This is a genomic window from Paenibacillus sp. VT-400 (genome assembly GCF_001029205.1).
In the GTDB taxonomy this organism is placed as follows: domain Bacteria; phylum Bacillota; class Bacilli; order Paenibacillales; family Paenibacillaceae; genus Paenibacillus; species Paenibacillus amylolyticus.
Genome location: NZ_LELF01000059.1, coordinates 336,483 through 349,922, shown reverse-complemented (window position 1 = coordinate 349,922; position 13,440 = coordinate 336,483). Strand labels below are relative to the sequence as shown.

Genomic DNA, 13,440 nt, shown 5'->3' with positions numbered 1-13,440 from the left:
TATACTTTCCTTTGAGAAAGTGATCTGGAACCGTGGTGTAGTTGGCCTAACATGCCTGCCTGTCACGCAGGAGATCGCGGGTTCGAATCCCGTCGGTTCCGCCATTTAATCTTTACATGAGGCAAACTGTTCACTACATCTGCTGTATGGCACTGATGCCCTATATAAAGTGTAAGGAATTAAGATTAGACTTTATTATGGCTCGGTAGCTCAGTCGGTAGAGCAGAGGACTGAAAATCCTCGTGTCGGCGGTTCGATTCCGTCCCGAGCCACCATTTTTAAAATAATTTAATATGCCGGTGTAGCTCAACTGGTAGAGCAACTGACTTGTAATCAGTAGGTTGGGGGTTCAAGTCCTCTCGCCGGCACCATGTAATCTTGGAGGATTAGCGAAGTGGCCAAACGCATCAGACTGTAAATCTGCTCCCGTACGGGTTCGGTGGTTCGAATCCATCATCCTCCACCAGTTTTTAGGGGCATAGTTTAAAGGTAGAACAACGGTCTCCAAAACCGTTGGTGTGGGTTCAATTCCTGCTGCCCCTGCCAATTAACTTTTAGAAATTAACCTTTTATGGCGGTCGTGGCGAAGTGGTTAACGCACCGGTTTGTGGATCCGGCATTCGGGGGTTCAATTCCCCTCGATCGCCCCTTTGTTTTTTTATTTTTTATTGGGGATTAGCCAAGCGGTAAGGCAACGGACTTTGACTCCGTCATGCATAGGTTCAAATCCTATATCCCCAGCCATTATGCGGACGTGGCTCAGCGGTAGAGCATCGCCTTGCCAAGGCGAGGGTCGCGGGTTCGATTCCCGTCGTCCGCTCCAAAATATGGCGCCATAGCCAAGTGGTAAGGCACAGCTCTGCAAAAGCTTTATCCCCAGTTCGAATCTGGGTGGCGCCTCCAGCATATGCCGGCGTGGCGGAATGGCAGACGCGCTCGACTCAAAATCGAGTGGGAAACCGTGGAGGTTCGAGTCCTCTCGCCGGTATATTGAATAGCTCTACATGTTGCTTATGCAATGTGTAGGGCTATTTTTATTTTATATGAAACGATTTATGTGCAGTAAGAAAATCTAGAGTAAGAGAAGATGGACGTTAATAAAGATTGACGTATGATTATATTGAGTATATTATAGATAAGTAAAGTCTTTAATATGGAGGAGTGAAGTAGAGTGACTAATGGAAAAAATGTATCGGATACCGATCTGTTATTTGATCTTTCTGTATGGGAAGAGGCATGGAAGAATCGTCCGAGAAGTTCAAAATATAAGAAGAAAAGCGCCCCCTTTAATATAGAAGAAGCTTTTGAGCGATGGGCCAGGGATTATCATGCACAGTCGTTCACCGAAGAAGGAAAGCAGCGTTCTGAACGCATTATGGGCTGGATTGAAAACCAGGGTGTGGAATTCGCAGGGTTATCCATTTTGGACATTGGAGCCGCTTCAGGCATATTTACCATTCCTTTTGCAGAAAAGGGGGCAAGTGTGACGGCAGTTGAGCCTTCTGAGTTGCTTGTCTCCCTTATGAAAGAGACGATACCTCCAGCTCTGGAATCCAAAATCGAAATCGTAAACGAACGATATGAAGAAATCTCCATTAAGGATAAAGGCTGGGAGAAGAAATATGACTTTGCATTTGCATCCATGTGTCCGGCGATGTCGGATTGGGAAACGATTGAGCAGGCGATCAATTGTGCCCGGAAGTATGTGTATATAAGTACTATGGCGGGACAGAAGGAACACACACTAATGAATGAACTTAAGGATGTACTGGGTGTAACTTCTTCACACAAGGCCGGTGATATGGGGTATATCCAACAGTTGCTGTATTTGAAGGGTTATTCTTATACGATGATCATTACGAGAGAAGTTAACTCATTTGAAGTACCGGTGGAAGAGATTATCGAGAAGCTGCCAGAATGGCTTAATACGTATGAGTTACCATCGGATGAAGATTCCCTCAGATTGGCTGAGGATTACATTAGCGATACGTACAAGGATAGTACGGTGACCTTCTCACGTGGAGGAAGATTTGGTAAAATTCTAATTCAACTTGAACAGCCCAATATGAAAACAGTTCGCACTAAGGATAAGCGATAAATCGCATAAGCGTGGCACGTGTAATGATAATCAGGAATTGAGACGGACAATGTAGTCTAACCTCTAAGATGACACTAGGAAGCATCATAATGCAAAACAAGAAGATACACGTGTGAAACATATGAAGTTAAGATTGCAGAAGTAAAGTTGTAAGTGAAGGGAGCAGGTTATTTGCTCCCTCTTTTTTGAAGCCACTAATTCATCGACCGCTTTGAACCAGACCCTCGTTTATTTAGAGATGTTCGACACTTCTGCTTTCTGCTTACGTTCCCGATACTGGCCGGGGGTGACTCCTTCCCATTTACGGAATGATCGGATAAAGTTTTGCGGATTATTGTACCGAAGTCGTGCTGCGATATCTTTAACGGTTAGATCACTTTCATCCAGCCATTTTTTAGCGATATTAAATCGGTACTTGGTCAGATATTCACTAAATGCACAGCCTGTCTCTTTGCGGAAAACACTACTTAAGTAGTTGGCATTGTAGTGAAGCTTCATAGCACATTCCTCAAGCGTCAGATCCTTATCATAATCTTGATGAATCATGGCAATCATTTTCTCAGATATATGCTGATACTGGGCATATTGTCTCGCTTTAAAAACCTGAATGACGGGTAAGATGACTTGATGGTTAAACCATACCTCAACTTCAGCGGCGTACTGCAAACCATGAAGTTCATGAAACATCGAGCCACGACCTTGGGAGATCTGTCCGAGTCGTATGCCGGATTCCTGAGTCATTTGCAAAATATGCGTGAGCAGCCTCGTAAGAACCACCTCATACTCCTCGGGTGTAACCTCCATACCAAAGATTACTTCAAGGAGTTGTTGCAGAAGAGCAGAGGCCTGGACTTCGTCCGCACTTTGAATGGCTTGGATCAACGAATATTCCAATGATTCCGGGTAGGTCATGGACCAAGTGGGAGCGTAATGATCTATGTTCTCATATTGAAAAATAATGCCTGTTCCCAGCTTCATCCGATGCCTCAATGCTTCCATGGCTTCTGTATAAGCTTGAGGGATGTGATATAGAGAGCTGTGTGGCTGGCTGAATCCTATACTGACTTGAAGAGTTAGAATCTTATCCATCTGTTGTTGTAACTGGTCTGTTAATACATATAGCTGCTGTGAAAAAATAAACTGATCCTGTTCCACGGTGCCAATCACCGTGACTACTGTATGTTCCAGCACAATGGGAAGCAATTGTTGGTTATGCACAACGGTTTCCTCCAATATATTTTGAATAGCAAATAATAAGAGGTCACGATCACTAGCTCTATATTTTGTATGATTAACAAGATCGGCCTGTAGTGTAATAACAGCAATTTGTTGCCATTCCCGAACCTGATGTGTGTAGCCATATTCATTCAGGGTGTCAGGAAGAGTATGAACAGGGATCTTACCCTGGAACAGATTCATCATAAAATGATTGCGAATCTGCAATAGATGCACATTAAGTGTGTTCTCTAATTGGGAGCGAGAGGCAGATAATTGTGAGACCCCTGCTCTGATCTGTTCGAACTCATCAGAAAATGGTGGTGATTGCTGAGCTACCGTGTTTCCTTCTTTGGACAGGTGGTTGTCACCAAGTTGGGTTAAAAGTTTACGAATCGGGACATGCATTCGCTTGGAGCCGAGCCAGGCGAGTAATAATGAAAGTAAAAGTAAGCAGATACTGATATACAAGGTGTGTAATCCGATATCGATATATTCTTGTGTCAGAATATTGGTAGGTGAGATTAGCACATAACTCCATCCCTTTAAGGTAGAAGGGCTATATGTCAGGGAATAATGTGTATCGGCGATCTTAACTTCCCGTTTTTCAAAGCCTGTTGAAAATGTGATGGGTGATAGTTTGGTTATGTTGGCTTCCGTATCCCGATCCTGTAATCCAATGGCAGACAACGGTTGTCCAATGTATACAGGATCGGGATGCACCAAGATACGTTGTTCCCGATTCAAAATGATCAGTCCTGAGGCAGCATTGCCTAAGGAGGCTTCTCCTAGTGTGTTTTGCAAAGAGCATGCAGGGATTCCCGCAATCAGGGCAGCATCGGAAGACGTATTCAGATTCGGAATAGACCTTGCAAGGGCAATATGATAAATACAGCCTGTTCCGGGCGAACGCTCATCATTACTGAACACCGATGAAGGGGAGAGCTGCCATCCAGAGGTTAACGTATCCGATATCAATTCCTTCATGGGAAGAGCCAGTGGAAAATCCGTATTACGGTACAATCCGGCATGATCAATGAGCCAATTCTGAGATTGATTCACCAGGGTAATGTCCAGCAAAGGTTCCCATGATCTCATATTCTGAAATTCGCTCTGTAGTTTGTCGGCAAGTAATGGTCCATTCCCTTCTAGTGAAGAAGAAGCAGACAGGGAACGGAGGGTTACCGGAGAGCGAACGGCCTGATCAAGCATATAACTGACTGTAGCGAGTTTGTGTTCTACGTTGGATTGCATTTGTTCCAGCAACTGTCTGTTGGCCTGCGTACGATGCAGCTCTGTTTGGTTTGATGAATAGATAAATGCGGCAATTCCCGTTAACAAAATGGGCAGGGTGCTTAACAGGATTCCAAAGATGATCATTTTATGGAGATAGCTGATTGGTCGCACAGTTTCAGTTCCACCCCTGACATTAGAAATAGTAACACTTTCTATTTTAGTAAACGCTTACATATAGAACAATCTAAATTTTGTTTATTTGGATAAATAAGTAATTTCACAAGAAGGTATAGAAGTAGAGATAAGGGATTGCTGATAGATGATCTTGCAGAAAAGGTTAGAGAAACGGCTTGGAATGACTATCCAATACGGAATCATGAGAAACGAAATTGCAGTGTGAACGTAAATAGAGACATGGACATCATTCTCTCTACAGGTCGATATCGGCTAAAGGGTAGCCTGAATACGGGTAATAGAAGGTATCTGGAGTGCTATTCAGCTTAAGTGGAACGTTGGTCTTATATAGGGACAGTCAAAGGTCCAACTAGATCCCCGACCTGAGTCTAGGATGAAAAACCGTCCACGGTCTGTTTTGAAAAGTCGCGGAATCCCCTAGAATAAGGACATAAGGTTAAACAAGAAACACGGAAACAAAAAACAAGAAACAAACGAACAAATGACTCAACACATTAAAAGGAACGAATGGAAAGGGCGGTGAACAACAATTATGAGATTGAATAAGGGAAATGGCTGGGCGATTGTATTGATTGCGCTGGGTGCACTACTCCTCTTCGGAAAGTTAACTCCACTTCTTGGACACTTAATGGGTTATCTGATTCCGGTCCTGATGATTGCACTGGGATACTACGGAGTTAAACGAGGGAATGTGATGCTTGGCTGGATTGTTCTCATCATCGGTATCATCTCACTGATGGGTAAACTGGCATGGTTGATCGGACCGATCATCGCGATCGGGTTAATCATCTTTGGTATCTCAATGCTAAGCAATAACCGCAGTCATCGTGGTCGGTACTAAGCTTTCACGATTATGAAAAGGAGGGACAGAACATAATGAGTGTATTTCGTCGAATGCGGGATATTACCGTAGCCAATCTGAACGAACATTTGGAGCAAAGTCAGGACCCAGTCAAACTGATTGATCAGTTCCTGGTCTCGACCCGCCAAGACATCGGTGAAGCCGAGAAACTTCGTCATCAATATGCAAGCCATACCAGACAAATGAAACAACAAGCCGATCAGGCAGCAGGTATGGTGAACAAACGGGAAGAACAGGCTTCCATGGCTCTGAAAGCAGGGGAAGAACATCTCGCTAAGCTGGCCTTGCAGGAGAAAATCCTCCACGAGGAAAAAATGGAACAGTACAATGAATTGTATGCACAAAGTTATGCGGCATTACAGGAGTTGGATGAACAGATCGACCAGCTGAAGGTTGAATATCAGAATGTATACAGCAAACGCCAATATTACTACGCTCGTATGCAGACGATTCAGTTACAGCAACGTATGAACCAGAGAGGTAATCACAACGGTCAGAATGTACCCCGTATGTTTAACCGACTGGATGATCAAGTCTCTGATCTCGAATATGAAGCACAAAGTCTCCGCGATATCCGGCGGATGAATCAAGATGGTTCAGGAGTGACTGGCAGCATGTCATCCTCTACGTTGGATAAGGAACTGGAACGCTTAAGACAAAAATTGAACAATGACAGAAAGGAGTAGTCACAATGAGTAAATTATACCGCTCGGCGCGTAATCGAAGGCTAACAGGTTTGATCGGCGGCATTTCTGAAAATCTCGGATTGAGTACCACGCTGCTACGTATCATTTTCTTCATCAGTATTTTCGCTACGGGAGGTACATCATTGTTGATCTACTTCATCGCTGCGTTGGTGGTACCCAAGGAATCCAATCACGTTGATCCATATGCTTATGATTCCAACGTAAGAGGATACAAGTAAACGAAAGGAGCAAGCACATGAGCAAATTATACCGCTCAACGCGTGACCGGATGTTAACCGGCTTGTGCGGCGGAATTTCCGAAACCATCGGAATGGATTCCACCCTGCTGCGTATCATCTTTGTTATCAGTATCTTCGTAACTGGCGGCACGTCGTTGTTAATATACTTTATTGCAGCACTGGTGGTACCAAAAGAACCGTATCCGCCTTATGATCCATATGGCTACGGTCCGGGCCAAGGCCCTGGTCCTGGCAGAGGATACGACAACTATGATCATCAGCCACCAAGAGGTCCTTTTCAAAATAATCACAACCAGCAAGGTCCTGGTAACTTCGGTCCCGGCCCTGGATTCAACGGCAGACCTCAATCTGGTCCCCGTTCTTATGACAACAACGCCTACGGAGCAGGAGCACCGCAAGAAAGTGAACTTGATTCCATGATGAAAGATATCGAGAAAAAAGCACTGAAAAAAGAAGTTGAAGAGCTTCGCCAAAAATTATCTCGTTACGAGAAGGGAGAAAAGTAAAATGGGAGTATTTAAACGGATTAAGGATATGACGAAAGCATCGGTAAATGATATGTTGGATAAGGTAGAAGACCCGATTGTAATGTTGAACCAGTACTTGCGTGATATGGAGGCTGAGATTCATGAGGCAGAGGTAACTGTTGCTAAACAAATGGCAAATGAGCGCCGCATGAAACAACGTTTGGATGAAGCGGAGCGTACTTCGGTACAACGTGAGTCCCAAGCAGAAGCTGCTCTGTCTAACGGTCAGGAAGAAGTGGCACGCAAATTGTTGGAAGAGAAAATCTACTTTGATCAAAAAATTACGGAGTACAGCGAACTGCATGCACAGTCCGAAGCACAAGCAAAAGATCTGTTGCAACAGTTGCATGATATGAAAGATGAGTTCTACAAAATGCGTAACAAACGTAATGAACTTGTATCCCGTGCACAAATGGCAAAAGCCAAAAAACAAATGTCTTCCATCAACAGCTTGCATTCGATCGAAAGTGGCGGCGCATCACTTGGATTCCACCGCATGGAAGAGAAAATCATGCAGCTGGAAGCTGAAGCTGACGTAGCTCGTGCACCTTATCGCAACACTTCATCCACGTACACGAATCCTGTAGATGTGGAGAAACAGTTCAAAGTGGATCAGCAATTACAAGCCCTCAAGAACAAAATGGGCAATGGTTCCAAGAATGAAGCGAACGGAACTTCAAAAGAATAACTGTTCGCTTAGTGGACAATATGATATTCTATAAATCGTGTATAATGTACGGTTGGTAGAACAAAAGTTAAGCCATACAGGACTTCATTGCCTGGTATGGCTTTTCCGTTGAATAAAGAGAGATTAACTTACAGAGGAGGTGCGGCGGGGATGAATCAAAAGAGTAAATGGCTTGCAGTTGTCATTATGATTATTGGCACAATGATGTTATTGAATGACAATATTAACTTCCTGACCGCTGCCGCACTGATTCTGTTAACGGTTGGAATGCTTCAAGTCCGCAATGGGGATACCCGCAAAGGTCATCGGTATCTTGGCATTGGTGCGGCACTGTTATTGCTGGATAATTTAATGATTGTATTTTTGATTGTACTGGCTTCTTTAGCTTACTTTTATTCAAAAAACAAAAAGATTCATCTGGACGAAGGCGTTATGAAGAAACAGAATTTCATGGCTCGGTACTACTGGGATCAATCATCCTGGACGTTACGTAGTATGAGTCTGTGGCATGCCATAGGTGAGGTTAACGCGGATCTATCTCTTTCGATTCCGGAGGAGAAACAAACAATTGTGCTGCTGCAAGGTGTTATGGGTAATGTTCGCCTTACACTACCAGAAGATTATGGTGTGGAGATTGAAGCATCGGTTCTTTTCGGCCGGATTAATCTTCTTGGAGAACAAGATAGCGGCATGATGAACAAATTAGTATGGAGAACGCCTGGATATGAATTCAGTGAACATAAAGCAAAATTTGTCATTTCTTATATTGTTGGCGACCTAAACATCAGTAATCCGTAGTAAAATAGATGAAGAGAAGGAGGAGACCCCGATGAAGACAAAACGACATACCGACATGGTAACCCGAAGTATGGGTGAAGGGATCCTCCTGGTTTTCATTGTGCTCGCTGTTATTTTGTATGTATTGTATACATATGGTTATCTTGCTCCGTTTACAGGTTGGCGTCATCTGATTCAATCGGGTCTGGCCTTATTGCTGCTTCTGATTGGAATCGGTGCGGTCTTTGGGTTCTATCAGAGTTACCGGGTTAAACGCCGGCTCGAACTGCTGCGGGAAACACTTCTACTGTGGGAGAAGGGCTCTCTATCACGCACTGTACCTGATCTGGGCGATGATGATGTGGGCCGTTTAAGTGAGCAACTCGGACGAATCGGCAAAAAGTGGGAAGATCAGATATCTACGCTCCAGCGATTGTCTACTCATAATGCACAGCTTGCTGAACAAGCCAGAATTACGGCTATTGTGGAAGAGCGGCAACGTTTGGCACGGGAACTGCATGATGCGGTATCACAGCAATTGTTCGCGATATCCATGACAGCAACGGCCGTTGGACGGAAGATGGAGAAGGATTTTGAACGTGCTCAGAGGCAGGTGGCTCTGATTGAGGAGATGGCTTCGGTAGCTCAGTCCGAGATGCGTGCGTTACTGTTACATCTGCGTCCAGTCTATCTGGAGGGTAAACATCTCGAACAAGGTCTGCGTGATCTGGTGATGGAACTGAAAACAAAAGTACCCATGGACATTGTGCTCGAAATGGACGAAGACATTGATCTGATCAAAGGCATCGAGAATCATCTGTTCCGGATCGTTCAGGAGGCTATGTCCAATACGTTACGGCATGCAAAAGCGGAAAAAATGGAGATACGGATCCAGCGCCGTACTGATGCGATCCGGGTATTGATTCGTGATGATGGGCAAGGCTTTGATCTGGATGAGAATAAACAAGCTTCTTACGGTCTGGCTAACATGCGTGAACGTGTTACGGAGATTGGCGGGGCCATACATTTTGTAACAGCGCCTGGTAAGGGAACGCGGATTGAGATTACGATACCTTTGATGAACGATGAAAGCGAGGAAGAACATGTCAATGGAACCGGAAGTCGAAACGGAGACGGAAACGTCGATCAAAGTATTGCTCGTGGATGATCATGAGATGGTACGTATTGGTCTTGCAGCGGTACTGGATACCGAAGATGGAATTGAAGTTGTTGGTGAAGCAGGTAGTGGAGAGGAAGGCATTCGGCTTGCACAGGAATATAAGCCTGATGTTGTTCTGATGGACCTGGTTATGGAAGGAATGGACGGCATTGAGGCTACTCGTCAGGTACTTAAAATGTATCCAGAGTGCAAAGTCATTGTATTGACCAGTTACTTGGATGATGAAAAAATGTATCCTGTCATTGAAGCAGGTGCATTCAGTTATCTGTTGAAAACATCAAGAGCCAATGAAGTGGCAGATGCAATTCGCGCAGCCGCTCGCGGGCAATCCGTTCTGGAGTCACAGGTGGCTTCGAAAATGATGAATCGCTTCCGGCAGCCACAGGCAGCAGCTCCTTTGCACGATGAATTGACAGACCGTGAAATGGATGTGCTCCGGTTGCTCGCCAAAGGTAAATCAAATCAGGACATCGCTGATGATCTGATCATCGGCATTAAGACAGTCAAGTTCCATGTTACAAACTTACTGGCAAAATTGGGCGTAGACGACCGTACACAGGCCGCGATCTATGCTTATAAAAACGGACTTGCAGAGTAAGCAGGATCATATGCAATAACATAATTAAGCCAAAGAACCGTACTTTTAATGTGCGGAAGTTATAGATAAGAGATGATTTATATAAATTGAACTAAAGATTTGCACATAACGGAGAGGACAGAAAGAACCAGAAGAAGCGAAGCAAAAGCTTTCTGAAAGAAAGCTACTTCGGAAGCATACACTTCGCCTTTATCCCCGGATGTACCCTTTATGAAAAGAATCAAAAAAATTGGGGGATAACAGCGATCGGAAGGTTGTTCTGTCATCGGAGTGGCGAGTGTAAATATTGTGTAGTTCAATTTATATAGAAAAGTATGAATGAAAAGCTCTGCTCTGCCATGAATATGGTGGGTGGGGCTTTTTTGTTGTGTGCAGAAGAAGTATAGCTAATGCGGGAAAGGGGCATGCTGTTGATAGATTCATAGAATGCAAGAAAGAAGCGGGGGATTCAAATGTTAAATCGTTGGATGACAGCAGGTATATTGGCAATGGCAATCATTATTCTTATCGGTGTGACACAGGTATATGCAGAGAAGAACGAATCCAAAGCAGCCCAACTGGAACAGTTAATCTATACTGCTGACAGCGTGATTGATAATGTGGATCGTCTGGTGATTAAATGGCAAGGAGAAGGCAAGGGAGATGCACAAGCGCAGGCCGTGTTACTGGCAAGTCACTTGGGGCTTGAACCACCTATGCAGGTACGTCAGACGAGCCACGATGTGTACCGCAGTGAAGAGATTGTCGATACGGCTACTGGAGGTGCAGGCATGTTGGTCAATGTCGTCGATACAGGAGACAATGGTTACTATGCCATCGTACAACTCTCAGGGGATGCACACACGGATCGGAAGGCATTAATGACATTACATGAAGAGGTCGATCAACTGCTTGTAGACTCAGGGATGAAGGCAACCTGGAATATGTCTGTACAAGGTACAGCAGTTACTGCTACTGAACATGATGCGAGTCAGCAACTGGAACTGATCGAAGAACAGCTGTCCACAAAGGTGGATATCACCTCCGTTGAACGATATACGGATGTAGCCAGCGCAAGTGTCTCTTATGAGGTGGCCGAGCTGCCCTTGTCGATCAAGAGTGGCTCGCATATGTTGAATATGCAACTCGCAGTTCACCAGGTTGGGGACGAGGTCGATAATCGAATTACAGTGGGGTTTCCGGTGATTACGATTGAATACTAAGGGATGGATTTTTCATGAATTGGGACCCAATATTGAGAATCTTTATCAGAAAAATGAGTTTGAAATAGTGCATCCGTTCAGTTGATATGCTAAAATGGCATCACATCCAAGAAGGAACTTGCTGGTAATTGACAGTTGTATGTCGTGCATATATAACACCATTACATAGCTCGGGGAGAGCGTGAAGGTTATCTTCCCGGAAGAAAGAGGAGCCCATGGTTGAAAAACAATTGCAAGATGAAGTACAGACACCAGGCGCAGTATTTTTCATTTTTGGAGCAACGGGTGATTTGGCCCGCCGGAAGCTGTTTCCGGCTATCTACAGTCTTTACCGTGAAGGCAAGCTTGCCGAAGACTTTGCGGTTATTGGCGTAGCACGTCGTCCGCGGTCCCCAGAAGAATTCCGGGAAGACATCTATGAATCCATTAAAGAGTTCTGCCGTTATCCAGCGGGGGAACCTGATGAGTGGAACGCTTTTGTTGATCATTTTGAATACAAAGCACTGGATATCAATAATGTGGAAGGATTCAAAGAGCTACGTGCGCAGACGGAGCATCTGGAATCGAAGTTTAACACGCCGGGGAACCGGCTGTTCTATCTGGCACTGGCACCTGAGCTGTTTGGCAGTGTCTCGTACAGTTTGCGGGACGGCGGTATGCTGGAAAGTCAGGGGTGGAACCGTTTGGTGATCGAAAAACCATTTGGTTATGATCTGCAATCCGCCGAACATCTGAATGAGCAGATTCGTGAAGTATTCCGTGAAGAGGAAATCTATCGGATTGATCATTATCTGGGCAAGGAAATGGTGCAAAATATTGAAGTGATCCGCTTCGGAAATGCTTTTTTTGAACCGCTCTGGAATAACAAACATATTGCCAACGTTCAGATTACGCTGGGTGAGACCGTAGGCGTGGAAGAACGTGGCGGTTATTATGATCACTCCGGTGCACTGCGTGACATGGGGCAGAATCATATGCTTCAGATGCTGACGATGATTGCGATGGAACCGCCGAGTCGCCTATTCCCGGAAGACATTCGGGATGAAAAGGTGAAGGTATTACGCTCTCTACGGGCGTTCACCTCGGATGAGGAAGTGAGCAACAACGTTGTGCGGGGGCAATATGCCGAAGGGGAGTACCGTGGCAAGCAGCTTCCGGGGTATCGCCAGGAAGACAAGGTTGATCCGCAGTCGAATACGGAAACTTATTTTGCAGCACGTGTATTCGTGGATAATTTCCGCTGGGCGGGTGTACCATTCTACATTCGGACAGGCAAGCGTCTCCCGGTGAAAACAACCGAGATCGTAGTTGAGTTCAAGTCGATGCCAAACAACGTGTACCTTGGGAAAAAGTATAAATTGGAACCGAATCTGCTAGTCATTCGGGTGAATCCGATGGAAGGCATATATATCAAAATCAATGCCAAGAAGCCAGGCTCGGATTCTGAGATTCAGCCACTCGCAATGGATTTCTGTCAGAGCTGCATGATTGGAATTAACTCGCCTGAAGCGTATGAACGTCTGCTGCACGACGCAGCAGAGGGCGATTCTACGTACTTTACCCGTTGGGATGAAGTGGCAACAGCCTGGTCCTTTGTGGATCGGATTGTAGCAGCCTGGGGGCAGAATCAAGGAGAGCTTCATACGTACCCTGCTGGAACTTGGGGACCAGAAGCGACAGATAAGCTGCTGGAGCAGGACGGATTCCACTGGTGGCCGGTGAATGGTCAGGACGAGGACAGTGTGATCTGGCAAGTGAATGGTTAGGGTAGGGTAAGGACATTAACAACAGTATTAACAACATACACAACATGACTGAGCCTGGGGAAATCGCAAATTTTGCGGTGTACCCAGGCTTTTTAGTGGGGGAAAAGGTAGGTATCCATCCTAAGGAAATAAGTAATTTAAATTAAGTTG

General features: G+C 45.0%; 12 protein-coding genes and 10 tRNA genes. 21 read left to right on the top strand and 1 reads right to left on the bottom strand.

The window, feature by feature from the left end; translation table 11 throughout:
• The first annotated feature begins 26 nt into the window (after positions 1-26).
• The 11 genes from EL84_RS08460 (at position 27) to EL84_RS08410 (ending at position 2,098) form a co-directional block, all read left to right on the top strand.
• Positions 27-104: transfer RNA gene (locus EL84_RS08460), tRNA-Asp, on the top strand.
• A 95-nt stretch (positions 105-199) separates the two neighbouring features.
• A tRNA-Phe gene (locus tag EL84_RS08455) sits at positions 200-275 on the top strand.
• 20 nt (positions 276-295) lie between these two features.
• A tRNA-Thr gene (locus EL84_RS08450) sits at positions 296-371 on the top strand.
• Positions 372-380: 9 nt separating this feature from the next.
• Positions 381-466 (top strand) — tRNA-Tyr (locus EL84_RS08445).
• Positions 467-472: 6 nt separating this feature from the next.
• Positions 473-546 (top strand) — tRNA-Trp (locus EL84_RS08440).
• Between the two features lie 28 nt (positions 547-574).
• Positions 575-647, top strand: a tRNA-His gene (locus tag EL84_RS08435).
• Between the two features lie 22 nt (positions 648-669).
• Positions 670-744: transfer RNA gene (locus EL84_RS08430), tRNA-Gln, on the top strand.
• A 4-nt stretch (positions 745-748) separates the two neighbouring features.
• Positions 749-823 (top strand) — tRNA-Gly (locus EL84_RS08425).
• A gap of 6 nt (positions 824-829) precedes the next feature.
• Positions 830-903 (top strand) — tRNA-Cys (locus tag EL84_RS08420).
• 6 nt (positions 904-909) lie between these two features.
• Positions 910-988 (top strand) — tRNA-Leu (locus tag EL84_RS08415).
• A gap of 183 nt (positions 989-1,171) precedes the next feature.
• Positions 1,172-2,098: a class I SAM-dependent methyltransferase gene (locus EL84_RS08410; protein WP_053061425.1), complete on the top strand. Its 927-nt coding sequence runs from the start codon at positions 1,172-1,174 to the stop codon at positions 2,096-2,098.
• A gap of 228 nt (positions 2,099-2,326) precedes the next feature.
• Here the strand turns inward: EL84_RS08410 and EL84_RS08405 are convergent, their stop codons facing one another.
• On the bottom strand, positions 2,327-4,720 hold the full coding sequence (locus tag EL84_RS08405) for a helix-turn-helix domain-containing protein (RefSeq protein WP_047841335.1): 2,394 nt from the start codon (positions 4,718-4,720) through the stop codon (positions 2,327-2,329).
• A 556-nt stretch (positions 4,721-5,276) separates the two neighbouring features.
• Here EL84_RS08405 and EL84_RS08400 point away from each other — a divergent pair.
• The 10 genes from EL84_RS08400 to zwf all read left to right on the top strand — a co-directional run bounded on the left by EL84_RS08400 (position 5,277) and on the right by zwf (position 13,290).
• Positions 5,277-5,585, top strand: coding sequence for a LiaF transmembrane domain-containing protein (locus EL84_RS08400; protein WP_036673253.1), 309 nt, complete (start codon positions 5,277-5,279; stop codon positions 5,583-5,585).
• A 35-nt stretch (positions 5,586-5,620) separates the two neighbouring features.
• Positions 5,621-6,292: a PspA/IM30 family protein gene (locus tag EL84_RS08395; protein ID WP_017692312.1), complete on the top strand. Its 672-nt coding sequence runs from the start codon at positions 5,621-5,623 to the stop codon at positions 6,290-6,292.
• 5 nt (positions 6,293-6,297) lie between these two features.
• On the top strand, positions 6,298-6,531 hold the full coding sequence (locus EL84_RS08390; protein WP_047841334.1) for a PspC domain-containing protein: 234 nt from the start codon (positions 6,298-6,300) through the stop codon (positions 6,529-6,531).
• A gap of 17 nt (positions 6,532-6,548) precedes the next feature.
• Positions 6,549-7,058 (top strand): PspC domain-containing protein, encoded by a 510-nt coding sequence (locus tag EL84_RS08385; protein ID WP_017692314.1) that lies wholly within the window; start codon positions 6,549-6,551, stop codon positions 7,056-7,058.
• A 1-nt stretch (position 7,059) separates the two neighbouring features.
• Positions 7,060-7,767 carry a PspA/IM30 family protein gene (locus EL84_RS08380; RefSeq protein ID WP_017692315.1) on the top strand — a complete coding sequence of 236 codons (708 nt, stop codon included), beginning with the start codon at positions 7,060-7,062 and terminating at the stop codon, positions 7,765-7,767.
• Positions 7,768-7,917: 150 nt separating this feature from the next.
• Entirely contained in the window at positions 7,918-8,565 is a 648-nt protein-coding gene (gene liaF, locus EL84_RS08375; RefSeq protein WP_047841333.1) for a cell wall-active antibiotics response protein LiaF, read from the top strand.
• Between the two features lie 31 nt (positions 8,566-8,596).
• On the top strand, positions 8,597-9,712 hold the full coding sequence (locus EL84_RS08370) for a sensor histidine kinase (protein ID WP_036605687.1): 1,116 nt from the start codon (positions 8,597-8,599) through the stop codon (positions 9,710-9,712).
• Positions 9,654-10,322, top strand: coding sequence for a response regulator transcription factor (locus EL84_RS08365; RefSeq protein ID WP_091020933.1), 669 nt, complete (start codon positions 9,654-9,656; stop codon positions 10,320-10,322). The genes EL84_RS08370 and EL84_RS08365 overlap by 59 nt, the downstream gene beginning before the upstream one ends.
• Positions 10,323-10,774: 452 nt before the next feature.
• Positions 10,775-11,524, top strand: a complete 750-nt coding sequence (locus EL84_RS08360; protein WP_047841332.1) for a YwmB family TATA-box binding protein — start codon at positions 10,775-10,777, stop codon at positions 11,522-11,524.
• A gap of 215 nt (positions 11,525-11,739) precedes the next feature.
• Positions 11,740-13,290 (top strand): glucose-6-phosphate dehydrogenase, encoded by a 1,551-nt coding sequence (gene zwf / locus EL84_RS08355; protein ID WP_047841331.1) that lies wholly within the window; start codon positions 11,740-11,742, stop codon positions 13,288-13,290.
• The last annotated feature ends 150 nt before the right edge of the window (positions 13,291-13,440 follow it).

Excerpts from the sequence above, each read along its gene's own strand:
- EL84_RS08400 (WP_036673253.1), top strand. The coding sequence starts at position 5,277 with ATGAGATTGAATAAGGGAAATGGCTGGGCGATTGTATTGATTGCGCTG.
- EL84_RS08395 (WP_017692312.1), top strand. The coding sequence starts at position 5,621 with ATGAGTGTATTTCGTCGAATGCGGGATATTACCGTAGCCAATCTGAAC.
- EL84_RS08390 (WP_047841334.1), top strand. The coding sequence starts at position 6,298 with ATGAGTAAATTATACCGCTCGGCGCGTAATCGAAGGCTAACAGGTTTG.
- EL84_RS08385 (WP_017692314.1), top strand. The coding sequence starts at position 6,549 with ATGAGCAAATTATACCGCTCAACGCGTGACCGGATGTTAACCGGCTTG.
- EL84_RS08380 (WP_017692315.1), top strand. The coding sequence starts at position 7,060 with ATGGGAGTATTTAAACGGATTAAGGATATGACGAAAGCATCGGTAAAT.
- liaF (WP_047841333.1), top strand. The coding sequence starts at position 7,918 with ATGAATCAAAAGAGTAAATGGCTTGCAGTTGTCATTATGATTATTGGC.
- EL84_RS08370 (WP_036605687.1), top strand. The coding sequence starts at position 8,597 with ATGAAGACAAAACGACATACCGACATGGTAACCCGAAGTATGGGTGAA.
- EL84_RS08365 (WP_091020933.1), top strand. The coding sequence starts at position 9,654 with ATGGAACCGGAAGTCGAAACGGAGACGGAAACGTCGATCAAAGTATTG.
- EL84_RS08360 (WP_047841332.1), top strand. The coding sequence starts at position 10,775 with ATGTTAAATCGTTGGATGACAGCAGGTATATTGGCAATGGCAATCATT.
- zwf (WP_047841331.1), top strand. The coding sequence starts at position 11,740 with ATGGTTGAAAAACAATTGCAAGATGAAGTACAGACACCAGGCGCAGTA.